The 14,462-nt window shown below is 70.9% G+C and carries 16 protein-coding genes; 6 read left to right on the forward strand and 10 right to left on the reverse strand.

All coding sequences use genetic code 11. From position 1 onward, the window contains the following. Positions 1 to 148: 148 nt before the first annotated feature. Positions 149 to 841 (reverse strand): DedA family protein, encoded by a 693-nt coding sequence (locus tag VIU94_RS10515; protein ID WP_331909979.1) that lies wholly within the window; start codon positions 839 to 841, stop codon positions 149 to 151. Positions 842 to 994: 153 nt separating this feature from the next. On the opposite strand from VIU94_RS10515, the gene VIU94_RS10520 reads away from it, so the two are divergent. Beyond that, on the forward strand, positions 995 to 1,363 hold the full coding sequence (locus VIU94_RS10520) for a YbjQ family protein (RefSeq protein WP_331909981.1): 369 nt from the start codon (positions 995 to 997) through the stop codon (positions 1,361 to 1,363). Between the two features lie 49 nt (positions 1,364 to 1,412). On the opposite strand, the gene VIU94_RS10525 is transcribed toward VIU94_RS10520, so the two are convergent. Continuing rightward, on the reverse strand, positions 1,413 to 2,192 hold the full coding sequence (locus VIU94_RS10525; protein WP_331909983.1) for a MerR family transcriptional regulator: 780 nt from the start codon (positions 2,190 to 2,192) through the stop codon (positions 1,413 to 1,415). Positions 2,193 to 2,338: 146 nt separating this feature from the next. Between VIU94_RS10525 and gad the strand changes: the two genes are divergently transcribed. Then, positions 2,339 to 3,742, forward strand: coding sequence for a glutamate decarboxylase (gene gad / locus VIU94_RS10530; protein WP_331909986.1), 1,404 nt, complete (start codon positions 2,339 to 2,341; stop codon positions 3,740 to 3,742). A gap of 23 nt (positions 3,743 to 3,765) precedes the next feature. Here gad and VIU94_RS10535 read toward each other — a convergent pair whose 3' ends face one another. The 6 genes from VIU94_RS10535 to VIU94_RS10560 form a co-directional block, all read right to left on the reverse strand. After that, complete coding sequence (locus VIU94_RS10535; RefSeq protein WP_331909988.1) at positions 3,766 to 4,530, reverse strand: ABC transporter permease; 765 nt, start codon at positions 4,528 to 4,530, stop codon at positions 3,766 to 3,768. After that, positions 4,527 to 5,489 carry an efflux ABC transporter ATPase subunit, DrrA-related gene (locus VIU94_RS10540; RefSeq protein WP_331909990.1) on the reverse strand — a complete coding sequence of 321 codons (963 nt, stop codon included), beginning with the start codon at positions 5,487 to 5,489 and terminating at the stop codon, positions 4,527 to 4,529. The genes VIU94_RS10535 and VIU94_RS10540 overlap by 4 nt, the downstream gene beginning before the upstream one ends. Before the next feature lie 84 nt (positions 5,490 to 5,573). Further along, entirely contained in the window at positions 5,574 to 6,278 is a 705-nt protein-coding gene (locus VIU94_RS10545; protein ID WP_331909992.1) for a PadR family transcriptional regulator, read from the reverse strand. Between the two features lie 58 nt (positions 6,279 to 6,336). Continuing rightward, entirely contained in the window at positions 6,337 to 6,885 is a 549-nt protein-coding gene (locus VIU94_RS10550) for a DinB family protein (RefSeq protein WP_331909994.1), read from the reverse strand. Positions 6,886 to 7,001: 116 nt separating this feature from the next. Continuing rightward, on the reverse strand, positions 7,002 to 8,459 hold the full coding sequence (locus VIU94_RS10555) for an aldehyde dehydrogenase family protein (RefSeq protein ID WP_331909996.1): 1,458 nt from the start codon (positions 8,457 to 8,459) through the stop codon (positions 7,002 to 7,004). A gap of 76 nt (positions 8,460 to 8,535) precedes the next feature. Next, the gene (locus VIU94_RS10560; RefSeq protein ID WP_331909998.1) at positions 8,536 to 9,408 is read right to left on the reverse strand and encodes a Sco1979 family transcriptional regulator; all 873 of its coding nucleotides are present in this window, start codon (positions 9,406 to 9,408) and stop codon (positions 8,536 to 8,538) included. A gap of 312 nt (positions 9,409 to 9,720) precedes the next feature. Here VIU94_RS10560 and VIU94_RS10565 point away from each other — a divergent pair, with 312 nt between their 5' ends. Further along, positions 9,721 to 10,218, forward strand: coding sequence for an ATP-binding protein (locus VIU94_RS10565; protein ID WP_331910000.1), 498 nt, complete (start codon positions 9,721 to 9,723; stop codon positions 10,216 to 10,218). A gap of 115 nt (positions 10,219 to 10,333) precedes the next feature. Here the strand turns inward: VIU94_RS10565 and VIU94_RS10570 are convergent, their stop codons facing one another. Next, on the reverse strand, positions 10,334 to 10,546 hold the full coding sequence (locus tag VIU94_RS10570; RefSeq protein ID WP_331910010.1) for a DUF397 domain-containing protein: 213 nt from the start codon (positions 10,544 to 10,546) through the stop codon (positions 10,334 to 10,336). A 383-nt stretch (positions 10,547 to 10,929) separates the two neighbouring features. Between VIU94_RS10570 and VIU94_RS10575 the strand changes: the two genes are divergently transcribed. Further along, positions 10,930 to 11,436 (forward strand): hypothetical protein, encoded by a 507-nt coding sequence (locus VIU94_RS10575; RefSeq protein ID WP_331910002.1) that lies wholly within the window; start codon positions 10,930 to 10,932, stop codon positions 11,434 to 11,436. Positions 11,437 to 11,447: 11 nt separating this feature from the next. Here the strand turns inward: VIU94_RS10575 and VIU94_RS10580 are convergent, their stop codons facing one another. After that, positions 11,448 to 12,569 (reverse strand): DUF2786 domain-containing protein, encoded by a 1,122-nt coding sequence (locus tag VIU94_RS10580; protein WP_331910004.1) that lies wholly within the window; start codon positions 12,567 to 12,569, stop codon positions 11,448 to 11,450. Positions 12,570 to 12,879: 310 nt separating this feature from the next. Here VIU94_RS10580 and VIU94_RS10585 point away from each other — a divergent pair, with 310 nt between their 5' ends. After that, positions 12,880 to 13,662 carry an ABC transporter ATP-binding protein gene (locus VIU94_RS10585; RefSeq protein WP_331910006.1) on the forward strand — a complete coding sequence of 261 codons (783 nt, stop codon included), beginning with the start codon at positions 12,880 to 12,882 and terminating at the stop codon, positions 13,660 to 13,662. Beyond that, positions 13,662 to 14,462: FtsX-like permease family protein (locus tag VIU94_RS10590; protein WP_331910008.1), on the forward strand; the 801-nt coding region annotated here is incomplete at its 3' end. The genes VIU94_RS10585 and VIU94_RS10590, both read left to right, overlap by 1 nt.

The following is a 14,462-nucleotide window of genomic DNA, read 5'->3' on the forward strand; positions in this document are numbered from 1 at the left end:
CAGTCTCCTACCGAAGACCGTCAGCCGGGCATTACGGTGGGCCACGAAGACCTCCGTGAGGTGAGTTCCTAGACAGCTCCCACCACACCGGAGGTCTTCGCCATGTTCAAGACCAGACCGGTGTCAACAACGCTCGTGATCAATACACCTAGCGCTTGGCGTGCCGGCCGCGCTGGCCCGCCGGGCCGGGGGCCTGGCCGCCCTCGGCGGCCTGGGCCTTCTTGGACTGGGAGCGGGCCCGCAGGTACTCGATGACGATCGGGACCACGGAGATCAGCACGATGAGGATGAGGATCATCTCGATGTGCTTGTGCACGAACTCGATCTTGCCGAGGGACGCGCCGAGCAGCGTCACGCCCGCGCCCCACAGCAGGCCGCCGATGACGTTGAAGATCAGGAACGAGCGGTAGTTCATCCGGCTCACGCCGGCGATGATCGGCGTGAACGTCCGCACGATGGGCACGAAGCGGGCCAGGATCAGCGACTTCGGGCCGTGCTTCTCGAAGAACTCGTGCGCCTTCTCCACGTTCTCCTGCTTGAACAGCTTGGAGTCCGGGCGTGAGAAGAGCGCGGGCCCGACCTTCCGGCCGAAGAGATAGCCGACCTGGTCGCCGATGATCGCGGCGGCGACCACCAGGGTGCACACCAGCCACAGCGGGCTGTCCAGCTTGCCGGTGGTGACCAGCAGGCCGGTGGTGAAGAGCAGCGAGTCGCCCGGCAGGAAGAAGCCGATGAGGAGTCCGGACTCGGCGAAGACGATGACCAGGACACCGATCAGACCGAAGGTCTGGATCAAGTAGTCCGGGTCCAGCCAGCTCGGTCCGAGGGCAAGCGTATTCACGGGTTCCGGGCTCCAGGGGTCGCGTGAGGGCGGTTCGGCCGCCTTAAAGCTATCAACGCTTCCTGAACGGCCCGGGTTCCACCGGCGGCCCCGGGCTTGCGAGGAGCCGCCGCAGGGTTTGCGGGCCGCACGCTCCGGAGTGAGTCTGTCGCCATGAGTATCGACGAGTTCGGCGGCGGGCAGGGCCCGCACCCCGACGTCCTGGTGGTCACGACGAACGACGTGCCCGGATACGAGGTCACGGAGGTCATCGGCGAGGTCTTCGGCCTGACCGTGCGCTCCCGACATCTGGGCAGCCAGATCGGCGCGGGCCTGAAGTCGATGGTCGGCGGCGAACTGAAGGGCCTGACGAAGACCCTGGTGGAGACCCGCAGCCAGGCGATGGAGCGGCTGGTGGAGCAGGCGCGGGCGCGCGGCGCGAACGCGGTCCTGATGTTCCGCTTCGACGTGGCGGCGGCCGCGGACGTGGGCACGGAGGTGTGCGCGTACGGCACGGCCGCGGTGATCTCGCCCCGCGTGTAGGCGTGTGACGTGCCCGTACGGGGGACGGCGGCTCCGTCCCCCGTACGGACTAGGCGGCGTCCTCCGGGGTGTACCCGTGCCGGCGCGCGTTCGCGTGGATCGCGTCGCGCACGTGCTCGGCGAGGCCGGGGCGCATGGTGTCGTAGTACGCCTTGAACCTCTCGTCCTGCACGTACATGTCGCCGAGGCAGGTGTGCATCTTGTACCCGCACTCGTAGAACCACGAGTCGATGTGCAGCCGGTGCTCCTCGGCCATGTCCATGGCCCGCTCGCCGTCGGAGGGCTCGCCCTCGCCCATCAGGGCGTCGTAGCGGCTGCCCCAGTCGGCGACCTCGTCCTGCATGCGCTTCCAGTCCGCCTTGGTGTAGCGGGCCGTGCGGCGCTGGGACTCGGCGTAGGCGTCGGTGCCGCCCCAGCGGGCCTCGGCCTCCTCGGCGTACTGCTCCGGGTCCTTGTCCCCGAAGACCTCGAACCTCTCCTCGGGCGTGAGGTTGATGCCCATCTTCTTCGCCTCCATGGCGTGCTCGACGGCCTCGGCCATCTTCGTCAGCTCGGCGATCCGGGCGGAGAGCAGCTCGTGCTGCCGCCGCAGGTGTTCCTGCGGGTCCGCGTCGGGGTCGTCGAGCAGGGCCGCGACCTGGTCGAGCGGGAAGCCGAGCTCCCGGTAGAACAGGATCTGCTGCAGCCGGTCGAGGTCGCCGCCGTCGTAGCGTCGGTGTCCCGCATGGCTGCGCCCGCTCGGGGAGAGCAGTCCGATCTCGTCGTAGTGGTGCAGCGTGCGCACCGTGACCCCGGCGAAACCGGCGACCTGTCCCACGGAATAGCTCACCGTCTCCCGCTCCCTTCTTGCGTTCGGAATCCAGCGTGCTGCCTCACGCCACGTGAGGTTCAAGCCCGAATCTCGGGATGTTATGCCGGATTTACGTCTTTATGGTGGGCTCGTGGCCCCTGCCCCTCCCTCACCCAGGAGTCCCCATGCCGCTGCACCACGGTCCGCACGAGCCGGAGCGCCGGACCGCCGTCAACCCGTTCTACGGCGGGGCCAACCCCGTCGGCGGCATGACCGCGGCGCCGCCCCGGCATCGTCTGCCCGACGGACCGCTGCCGCCCATGAGCGCGTACCAGCTCGTCCACGACGAGCTGCTGCTGGACGGGAACTCCCGGCTCAACCTTGCCACCTTCGTCACCACCTGGATGGAGCCCCAGGCCGGGGTGCTGATGGCGGAGTGCCGCGACAAGAACATGATCGACAAGGACGAGTACCCGCGCACGGCCGAACTGGAGCGGCGCTGCGTCGCCATGCTCGCCGACCTCTGGCATGCCCCCGACCCGGCCGGCGTCGGCTGCTCCACCACCGGCTCCAGCGAGGCCTGCATGCTCGCCGGGATGGCCCTCAAGCGCCGCTGGGCACTGCGCAACAAGGACCGCTATCCGGGCACGGCCCGGCCCAACCTGGTGATGGGCGTCAACGTCCAGGTCTGCTGGGACAAGTTCTGCAACTTCTGGGAGGTCGAGCCCCGCCTGGTGCCGATGGAGGGCGAGCGCTTCCATCTGGACCCGCAGGCCGCCGCCGAGCTCTGCGACGAGAACACCATCGGGGTCGTCGCCGTGCTCGGCTCGACGTACGACGGCTCGTACGAGCCCGTCGGCGAGGTCTGCGCGGCCCTGGACGCCCTCCAGGAGCGGACCGGGCTCGACATCCCGGTGCACGTCGACGGCGCGTCCGGCGGGATGGTCGCGCCCTTCCTCGAACCGGACCTGGTCTGGGACTTCCGACTCCCCCGCGTCTCCTCGATCAACACCTCCGGCCACAAGTACGGCCTGGTCTACCCGGGCGTCGGCTGGGCGCTGTGGCGCTCGCCCGCCGAACTGCCCGAGTCCCTGGTCTTCCGGGTGAACTACCTGGGCGGCGACATGCCGACCTTCGCGCTCAACTTCTCCCGGCCCGGGGCGCAGGTCGTCGCTCAGTACTACACGTTCCTGCGGCTCGGCCGGGAGGGCTACCGGCTGGTCCAGCAGACCAGCCGGGACGTCGCCCGGAGCCTCGCCGAACGGATCGAGGCCACGGGCGACTTCCGGCTCCTCAGCCGAGGCGACCAGCTGCCCGTCTTCGCCTTCACCACGGCCGCCGACGTCACCGCGTACGACGTCTTCGACGTCTCGCGCCGGCTGCGCGAATTCGGCTGGCTGGTCCCCGCGTACACGTTCCCCGCCAACCGGCAGGACCTGTCGGTGCTCCGGGTCGTCTGCCGCAACGGCTTCTCCGAGGACCTGGCGGGGCTGTTCATGGAGGACCTGAACCGGCTCCTGCCCGAACTGCGCCGCCAGCCGCACCCGTTCACGGCCGATCGGGGGGCGGCGACGGCGTTCCATCACTAGACGGGCTACGACGGGTCGCCCTGCTACCTGCTCAGGCGGCCGAACCGCCGTACCGCCAGCGGGAAGAAGACCGCGAGCAGCGCCAGCGGCCAGAGCACGGCCGCGAGCGTCCAGCCCGGCGCGCCGCCCGGGTTGCCGAACAGCTCACGCACCGCCGTCGCCGTCGCCGACATCGGGTTCCACTCCACGACCGCGCCCAGCCAGCCCGGCATCGCGTCGGGCGTCGCGAACGCGTTGGACAGGAAACCGATCGGCCACACCAGGATCTGCACGGCCTGCACCAGCTCCGCCCGCCCGGCGATCAGCGCCAGGTAGATCCCGATCCACAGCATCGCGAAGCGCAGCAGGAGCAGCAGCCCCACCGCCCCGAGGAAGGGCCCGAGGCCGCCGTCCGCGCGCCAGCCGATCGCGTACCCGACGCCGATCATCAGCAGCAGCCCGACCGCCGACTGGAGCATGTCGGCGGCCGACCGCCCCACGAGCACCGCGCCGTCGGCCATCGGCATGGCGCGGAAGCGGTCGATGACGCCCTTGTCGAGGTCCCGGGTGACGGCCGTCATCGTGCCCTCCAGGCCGAACACCATGGTCAGCGTCAGCATCCCGGGCACCAGGAAGTCGACGTACGCGCCCTCCACGCCCCGGCCGCCGCCGACCAGGTAGCCGAACATCAGCAGCATCATCACGGGGAAGACCAGGCCGACCAGGACCTGCACCGGCTGCCGCGCCCAGTGCGCGAGCTCGCGCCGGGTCATGGTCCAGCAGTCGCTCATTGCGTACGCCGCGCTCATGCGGCCACCTCCTTGTCGCTCGCACCCGCGGGTTCGCCCGTCAACCGCAGGAAGACCTCGTCGAGCGTCGGCCGCCGCAACGCGATGTCCTCCGCCTCGATCCCGGCCGCCTCCAGCGCCCGTACCGTCTCGGCGAGCGAGCCCATCCGGTCGGTCACCGGCGCGCTGATCCGGCCCCGGTCCGGGTCCACGGCCACCTCGTCCGGCCGGACCGGCAGCAGCACGGCCGCCTCGGCGAGTCTGCCGACGTCCCGTACGACCACGTCGATCCGGTCCTGCCCGGCCCGGGACTTCAGCTCGTCGGGCGTGCCGTCGGCGACGACCCGGCCTCGGTCCACGACCGCGATCCGGTCCGCGAGCCGGTCGGCCTCCTCCAGGTACTGGGTCGTCAGCAGCACGGTCGTGCCCCCGCCGACCAGGGAGCGCACCGACTCCCACACCTCCGCCCGCCCGCGCGGGTCGAGCCCGGTGGTGGGCTCGTCCAGGAAGAGCACCTCCGGCTCCGTGATCAGCGAGGCCGCCAGGTCGAGCCGCCGCCGCATGCCGCCGCTGTACTGCTTGACCGCCTTGCGCCCGGTGTCCGCGAGCCCGAACCGCTCCAGGAGCTCGTCGGCCCGCTCCCCGGCGCGCCGCGCGCCCAGGTGGTAGAGCCGCCCGAACATCTCCAGGTTCTGCCGGCCGCCCAGCTCCTCGTCGAGGGCCGCGTGCTGGCCGAGCAGCCCGATCCGCCGCCGGACCTGGTCCGCCTGCGTCCGTACGTCGTGCCCCGCCACCCGCACCACGCCCTCGTCGTGGCGCAGCAGGGTGGCCAGGATCCGCACCGTGGTCGTCTTCCCCGCGCCGTTGGGCCCGAGGAGGCCGTGGACCGTGCCGCGCCGCACGGTCAGGTCGAGTCCGTCCAGGGCCTGCTTGTCCCCGTACCGCTTCCGCGCGCCCTCGACGACGATCGCGTCCGTCATCCGACACCTCCCGAAAAGTGGGTAGTCAAATTTGACCACTGGGGGAAGGTAAGCCCTCGGAGTCGATTGGTCAAACTTGATTAGCTAGCTGTCCCCGTCATCGTCCGCGCCTGCCGAGGTGTAGCCCTCGCCCGGCGGGCCGTCGCCCTCGCCCGCTGAGGCGTCGCCCTCGCCGCCCGTCGCGAACGGGTTCTCCTGCCCCTCGGCGAGCACCCCGACGAAGGGCTCGCCCTCCCCCGCGAACACGTAGGCCCCGCCCTCGATCCGCTCGATCAGGCCGAGCGTCCACTCCTTGCCCGCGTCGGCCGTGTGCACCCAGTAGTGCATGATCTCGCCGATGTGCCCGAGCTGCCCCGGCCCGCCCTCCGGGGTGTAGTACGCGGTCACCGCCGCGCGCCACTCGTCCAGCGCCCGCAGCCGCAGGCGCAGCAGCTCCACCGCCTCCTCGCGCGGCAGGTCGACGATGAAGCCGATGCCCGCCGAGAGGACGTCCATCTTCTGGTCGTAGGTCGTCAGCGCCTCGCGCAGCAGCGTGAGGTACTCCTCCGCGCCCTTGTCCGTGAGCTCGTACTCGACGCGCGGCGGGCCGCCGGCCGTGCTCGGCGCGATCTCGTACGCGCGCAGCAGGCCCTGCTTGGCCATCTGCTTGAGCGCGTGGTAGATCGAGCCGGGCTTGGCGTTGGACCACTCGTGCGCGCCCCAGTACTCCAGGTCGTTGCGGACCTGGTAGCCGTGCGCGCGTCCATGCTGCTTGACCGCGCCCAGGACGAGGAGCCGGATCGCCGACATCCCCACCACCTCCCTAATCAATTTTGACTAGGGTACGGGGCGGCCGCATCCGGGGGGCTCAGCCCTGCTGCCCCTGCTTCTCCAGGGCGATCAGCTCGAAGGAGGTCTGCCCGTCCAGGGACTCCCGGATGACGTCCGCGTGCCCGGCGTGCCGGCCCATCTCCTGCACCAGGTGCAGGAGCATCCAGCGCATGCTGACCCGGCCGTCCTTCGGGAACCAGGGTGCGGGCGGCAGCGGGAAGGTGTCGTCCAGGCTCGGCACCGTCCGCACGAACTCCTCGGTCTCCTTCGCCACGCCGTCCCAGAAGGCCAGGATCTCGGGGATGGTCTCGTCGTCGACGAGCCGGAACGCGTCGCCCCAGGTCTCCTGGGTGCGCTGCCGCTCGTTCGGCCGCTGCTGCGCGAGGCGCAGCCAGTTCAGCTCGACCTCGGCCACGTGCTTGATCAGGCCGGAGAGGCTCAGCTCGCTGGCGCTGGGGCGGCTCGCCGCCTGCTCCTCGGTGAGGCCGAGGGCCACGCGGCGAAGGGCCGCGCGCTGCGCCTCGACGAAGTTGAGGAACGCGCCGCGCTCGTCGCCGGGGGCCTCTACGGGAACGAGAGCAACCATGGTGTCCGCCTTCCGAGTCAGAGGGCCCTGTGCCCTCTCGACACCCACTACGTTAGGGACCCTTGAGGACAGCTTCTGTCCTCAAGGGTCCCGTCTCTTCGACTTCCTGGGGAACCTCAGAACGGGAAGCGGCTGCGGCCGTGCTGCACCGAGATCCACTTCTGGGTGGTGAACGCGTCGATCATCGAGTCGCCGTTGAGCCGGCCGACGCCGGAGTGCTTCTCGCCGCCGAAGGGCACGATCGGCTCGTCGTGCACGGTGCCGTCGTTGATGTGGATCATGCCGGTGTGGATGCGCTTGGCGATCCGCACGCCGCGCTCGACGTCACCCGTGTGGACGGCGCCGCTCAGCCCGTACGGCGTGTCGTTGGCGATCCGCACCGCCTCCTCCTCGCCGTCGAACGGCACGATCAGCGCGACCGGGCCGAATATCTCCTGGCTCAGGACGGGCGCGTCGGGCGCTATCCCGGTCAGCACGGACGGGGAGACCACGTTGCCCTCGACGGAGCCGTGCAGCAGCGCCGTGGCGCCCTCCGCCACGGTCTGGTCGACGAGCGAGGAGACCGCCTCCGCCTGCTGGCCGTTGATGAGCGGCCCTATGTGGGTGGCCGGGTCGGTCGGGTCGCCGACCCGCAGCGTGCGCACCTTGGCGACGAACTTCTCGGTGAACTCCGCCTCCAGCGTGCGATCCACCAGGATCCGGTTGGCCGCCATGCAGACCTGCCCCTGGTGCACGAAACGGCTGAACACCGCCGCGTCCACCGCGTAGTCCACGTCCGCGTCGTCAAGGACGATCAGGGCGCTGTTGCCGCCGAGTTCGAGCACCGCGTGCTTGAAGTTGGCCGCGCAGACGGTCGCCACGTGCCGGCCGACCTTGTCGGAGCCGGTGAAGGAGATGACCTTCGGGACCGGGTGCTCGATGAGCGCGTCGCCGATCTCCGCTATGTCGGTGACCACCACGTTGAGCAGACCGGCCGGCAGGCCCGCGTCCTCGAGGACCTTCGCGACGAGCGTGCCGCCGCAGATCGGCGTGTTCTGGTGCGGCTTGAGGACCACCGCGTTGCCGAGCGCGAGGGCCGGCGCGACCGACTTGATAGACAGCAGGAAGGGGAAGTTGAAGGGGCTGATCACCCCGACCACGCCGACCGGCACCCGGTAGACGCGGTTCTCCTTGCCGTCCACCGGAGAGGGCAGGATCCGGCCCTCGGGACGCAGCGCCAGCTGGATCGCCTCGCGCAGGAACTCCTTCGCCAGATGCAGCTCGAAGGCCGCCTTCAGGCGCGTACCGCCGAGCTCCGCGACGATCGTCTCGGCGATCTGCTCCTCGCGCTCCTCGATGATCCGCAGCGCCCGCTCGAAGACCAGTCGCCGCGTGTACGGGTTGGTCTCGGCCCACGCGGTCTGCGCGCGCTCGGCGGCCCGGTACGCGCGGTCGACCTCGGCGGCGGTGGCCACGGTGATGGACGCCAGCTTCTCCCCGCTGTACGGGTTGAAGTCGATGATGTCCCACGAGCCGCTGCCCGGCTTCCATTCGCCGTCTATGAACTGGTGTGCCAGCTCGCTGAAGTAGGACATACGACGAGACCCCCTGACCGCGGTGGCGGACATCGGAAACACGACTGCACTGACGTCACGTCATCGTACTTATGTCTCACGAGAGTTGAAGGAGACCGCGGAGAAGATCACGGCTGCCTTCCGAGTCCGGGCTCTCCTCCTGGAGCCGCTCGAGGACCCGCGCGTACTGGGCGACCTCCTCGCGCTTGTCGAGGTACAGGGCGCTGGTCAGCTGCTCCAGGTACACCACGTCCGACAGGTCCGACTCGGGGAAGCTCAGCATCGTGAACGCGCCGCTCTCGCCTGCGTGCCCGCCGAAGCTGAACGGCATCACCTGGAGCGTGACGTTCGGGTGCTCGGAGATCTCGATCAGATGGCGCAACTGGCCCTGCATGACGGACCGGTCGCCGTACGGGCGGCGCAGCGCCGCCTCGTCGAGCACGGCGTGGAAGCGCGGCGCGTTCTCCGAGACCAGCACCTTCTGCCGCTCCAGGCGGAGCGCGACCCGGCGCTCGATCTCGGCGTGCGGGGCGTCGGGCATGCCGCGGGAGACCACCGCGTGCGCGTACGCCTCGGTCTGCAACAGGCCGTGGACGAACTGGACTTCGTAGATCCGGATGAGCGAGGCCGCGCCCTCCAGGCCGATGTACGTCTGGAACCAGCCGGGCAGCACGTCGCCGAAGCTGTGCCACCACCCCGCCACGTTGGCCTCGCGTGCGAGGCCCAGCAGCGAGCCGCGCTCCATGTCGTCGCTGACGCCGTACAGGGTGAGGAGGTCCTCGACGTCCCTGGCCTTGAAGCTCACCCTTCCCAACTCCATACGACTGATCTTGGATTCGGATGCACGGATCGAGTAGCCGGCCGCCTCGCGCGTGATGCCACGCGACTCACGCAGCCGCCTGAGCTGTGAGCCCAGCAGTATGCGTCGCACGACGCTCCCGCTCGTCCCGCCGGTTTCGCCTGCGGTCACGGCTCCGGCCTCCCCTTCGCGTCGGTTGGTTTCTGACGGGAGCAACCCCCGAGCTCTCCGAGCCCCGGATTCTGCCACCAAAACGCTTCAGCCCGTACACATTCGATTACGGAAAGAGGGCCTCTTCGGCCGGAGCGCCAAAGTGGTCGGCAGAAGATATGCACAACAAACGGCACGGGGAGGGACAGGTCCGGCGCGTGCACGTGCATCTGCCCTTGCATCCGATGGTCGCATTCGGAACCATGGACCCCGCGCACCTGCGTGCTCGTTCGTGTTGTAGCACCACAGCCGCGATTCCCGGGAGTGCCTCGCATGGGGACGAATGGATCGACCATGCTCGAGCCGTTACGGCAGGGGCTTCCGCCGATCGATCCCGCAGCCGTCTCCAGCTCCGCCTCCTGCGCCCTGCCACCCCGCTACGAAGCGGTGCGCGGGGCAAGGAAGTTCACGCAGTCGACGCTCACCCAGTGGGATCTCCACGATCGCTTCGACGACGTCGCCCTGGTCGTCTCCGAACTCGTCACCAACGCGCTGCGCCACGCACTCCCGGCCGACGCCCCGCACGAGGACGGCCAGTGCCCGTCGGTCCGCCTGCACCTGATGCGCTGGACGAGCCGGCTGGTGTGCGCCGTCCGCGACCCCAGCCAGGAGAGCCCTGAAGCCCGCGCGGGCGACGAGGACTTCGCCGCCGAGTCGGGCCGCGGGCTGTTCCTGGTCGACTCGTTCAGCGACAGCTGGGGCTGGCACCCGCTGGCGGGGACGCTCCAGGGCAAGGTGGTGTGGGCGCTGTTCCGGTTGGGGCCGGAGTAGCGGGCGGACGTAAAGACACGTACGGGCCCTGGTGACATCGGTCGCCGGGGCCCTTCGCGTGCGAGGGGGGCGCGGGGCTTCGCGTGCGACGCGAGCACGGGGCAGCCCGCGCGGCTCACACGAGGTGGTCGAACTCCCCGTCCTTCACGCCCAGCAGCAGCGCCTCGATCTCGGCGGGCGTGTAGACGAGCGCCGGCCCGTCGGGATGGCGCGAATTGCGCACCGCGACGTTTCCCCCCGGCAACTTCGCGAACTCCACGCAGGACCCCTGGGAGTTGCTGTGCCTGCTCTTCTGCCAGACGACACCCTGCAGCTCCGTGGCTGCCATGCCGTTGTACGCGTGGTGCGCGTGATGCACTGGTAGCTCCCCGAGACGTTTGGTGCAGGTGTCAACTGTCTCGGATCATAGCTGTGTTCATATGCCAATGCATGAGCAGATGCACGTGCACGCGGGGTGGCGTATCGACTACGCCACCGTGCGTCTACCCCGCTCCGGAGTCTCAACCGCCCCGCGTCCCGGCGGCCTACGTGCGAGTAGCTCAAGAGTGCCATCTCGCGGGCGTCTGTGGCGGCTCGGGCGAGTCGGCGGGGCCTGTCGGGGTGGTCGGGGGGCCTGTTGGGTGGTCGGGAGGCCTGTTGGGGTGGTCGGGAGGCCTGTCGGGGTGGTCGGGGGTGGTCCCCTTTTCGGCTACCGCTTGGTAGCTTGGCGCGATGTTCTCGACGTACCGGAGCACCGTCGTGGTGAGCATCGCCGCCGCGACCCTCGCGCTGTCGGCGTGCAGCGCGGGCGGGAAGCCCACGGGGGACCGGGCAGCGAGCCCCGGGCCGTCGGCGGGGCAGTCGTCCGCGCCGGCGTCCGCGGCCCCCACCCCCTCGGCGCCGCCCGCACTGGAGGGGTCCTGGGCGGGGATCACCGACGGGAAGCCGGTCGGGCTGTCCATCGGCAAGCGGCACGCGGTGGTCATCGCCAACGCACAGGTCTGCCAGGGCAAGCTGACGGGACCCGTCACCCTGCGCCTGACCTGCACCGACGGCGGAACCCAGCGGACCGAGGGGACCATCGAGTCGAACGACGGCACGACCCTCGTCGTCTCCTGGAAGAGCGGCACGAAGGACACCCTGAAGGAGGCGGGCCCGGAGGCGGGCCCGTCGCCGTCGGGGTCGGAGTCGGCGTCTGCGTCTCCGCCTGCCGCTCCGTCTCCGTCTCCGTCTCTGTAGATCAGGCTCCCCTAGGGGCGCACCTCGGGGCGGCCCGGGTGCAGGGCGGCGGCGTCGGCGGCGGAGGTGCCGTGGCTCCAGCCGGCCTCGTCCCAGGCCGCGCGGACCCGGGTCGTGCGGGTCTCCGGGAACATCTCGTCCGCCCGCTCGGTCACCGCGACCTCGCGGGAGGCCAGGGCGGGCAGCAGCGTCGGCTCGGTCGCGGCCACGCGGCGCGAGGTAGCCGCGAGACGTGCGCCGAGCCGGTTCGCGTAGGCCAGCAGGAACGACTGCCGGAAGGACTTCGTGCGCTTGCGCCCGCCGGCGCGCTGCGCCGCCTCGGCGCGGGTCATCGCCGCGGTGCCCTGCACGAGGAGCGAGGTGTAGAGCAGCTCGACCGGCTCCAGGTCCGCCTCGAAACCGACGACGGTCGAGAAGCCGTACGGCTCGTTCCACACGGCCCGGCAGTGGTTCGCGGAGGCCACCGCGTCGAGCAGGATCGCCTTCGCGGTCTCGTACGGCGCGTCCACCCCGATCCGTACGGCCCCCGGCGTCTCGCGGGCGGCATCCGGTCGGCGGGCGGCGAGCCCGGCCTCGTCCAGGCTGTGCCGGGCCATCAGCTCCTGGGCCTTGGCGGTCAACGCCTCGGCCTCCTCGGGGAAGGTCGTCCCCTCCGCCTTGGCGAGCAGGGCCCGTACGCGGGTCAGGATGCGCGGCTCGCCTGCGGTGGGCGGCGGCAACAGCGCGTCACCCGGCACGGGCCCGACCGGCTCCAGGGAAGGCAGCCGCACGAGGACCCGGTACAGCTCCAGGACGGCGGTCGCGTACGAGAACCGGTCCGCCCGCCAGAGCTCGGCGGGGAGCTCGGCGAGCTGCGCGTCCCAGCGCGGCGGCAGGGCGGAGTAGCCGCGCGTCTCGGCGACGACGAGCCCGGCGAGCAGGCGCAGATGGTGCTCCTCGAGCTCCCGCCGGACCATGCGCATGAGGTCGGCGGGCTGCCACCCGCGCTCCCACGCCTTGCGCACGAACTCCTCGCCGCGGCGCGCGAGTTCCGCGTCGGCGCCCTTGTCGGCGGCGAGCAGCGAGGCCGCCGCGTCGAGGGCGTGGTCGCCCTCCGCGTACAAAGCCTCGAACGCCTTCTGAACCGTGCTCACGTCACCCCTCGCTCATACGTAAACCGCTTCCATCGTCTCCCAGGGCGACTGTTACTGTCGCGCGCGCATCCGTAGGAGGGGGAGGACTTACGTTGCGTAAGAGCACCAACAGAAGACACCGGTACGCGGGCACCGGCACCGGCGCCATCGGCTCCGGCGCGAAGATCAGCACCGGCTGGAAGTCCTTCGCCGGCATCCAGTAATTCGCCGGCATCAAGTAATGAAGGGCCCTGGGGGTAGGGCCTGCCCTACCCCCAGGACGCCCCCCAGTGGTCGTGATCACGGCCGCCGGAGACGGTTGCCTTGAGGCATGACCTCAACAGCCGTACGCCTCACCGGACTCCGCCGCTTCTACGGCGACGTACGCGCCCTCGACGGCGTCGATCTCGCCTTCCCCACCGGCTCCTTCACCGCCGTCATGGGCCCGTCCGGCTCCGGGAAGTCGACCCTGCTGCAGTGCGCCGCCGGGCTCGACCGGCCCACCTCCGGGCGGGTCGAGGTCGGCGACGTGGCTCTGGAGGGGCTCAGCGAGCGACGTCTGACCTTGCTGCGGCGGGACAGGATCGGGTTCGTCTTCCAGTCGTTCAACCTGCTGCCGTCGCTGACCGCCGCCCAGAACGTCGCCCTCCCCCTCCGCCTGGCCGGCCGCCGGCCCTCGCGGGCCGAGGTGCGGGCCGCGCTGGAGCGGGTCGGCCTGGGCGCGCGGGCCGGGCACCGGCCCGGCGAGCTGTCCGGCGGGCAGCAGCAGCGGGTCGCCATCGCGCGGGCCCTGATCACCCGCCCGGCCGTCCTCTTCGGCGACGAGCCCACCGGCGCACTGGACACGGCCACGAGCCGGGACGTCCTCGCGATGCTGCGGGAACTGGTGGACCACGACGGCCAGACGATCGTCATGGTCACCCACGACCCGGTCGCCGCCTCGTACGCGGACCGCGTCGTCTTCCTCGTCGACGGGCGCGTCCACGACGAGCTGACGTCCCCGACGGCGCAACAGGTCGCTATGCGCATGGCAACGCTGGAGACGGATGCGGGGTTCCCGCAGGAAGCCGCTGCCGGGTCGCTCCGTACCGCCGGCCAGGCGGGAGGCCACTGATGCTGATCGTCGCGCTGTCCGGGCTCCGGACCCGCTGGGCCGGTTTCGTCGGGAGTTTCGTCGCGCTCGCGCTCGGCGTCGGGATGCTCACTGCCATGGGGCTCGGGCTCGCGTCCACGTTCCACGCGCCCGAGCGGCAGCCGGAGCGGTTCGCCGCCGCGCCCGTCGTCGTTATGGGGCGGAACGCCGTAGAGGTCGACGTACGGCGCGGGCCGGACACCGCGCAGGTCGCCAAGCGGCTCGACCGTCCACACCCTGTGGACACCGCCCTGCTGACCGAACTGCGCGCCCGCTGGCAGGTCACCGTCGCCGGGGGCCCCGACGCCGTCGGCGTGCACGGCCCCGCCGAGCAGGTTCGCACGCTCGTCGGCGACCGCGCCCAGGTCCTCACCGGGATCGACCGGCGGCTCGCCGACCCCGACCCCGAGCGGGACGCCCACGCGCTCGTCGCCCTCAACTCGCTGCTCGGCACCTCCGGGGGCGTCACGTCCTTCGTGTCCGTCTTCGTCGTCGCCTCGACCTTCGCCTTCGCCGTGGCGCTGCGCCGCCGCGAGTTCGGGCTGCTGCGCACCGCCGGAGCGACCCCCGGCCAGGTCCGCCGACTGCTGCTCGCCGAGGCCGCCGGCGTCGGAGTCCTCGCGTCCGCCGCGGGCTGCGCGCTGGGCGCGTGGGCCGCGCCCGAACTCGCCCGGCAGCTCGTCGACCAGGCCCTCGCCCCCGAGTGGTTCGCGATCGGCGACGCCCGCTGGCCGTTCCACGCCGCGTTCTGGACCGGGGTGACCGTCGCCGTCGCCGGCGCG

It is taken from the genome of Streptomyces sp. (genome assembly GCF_036566765.1).
Lineage (GTDB): Bacteria > Actinomycetota > Actinomycetes > Streptomycetales > Streptomycetaceae > Streptomyces.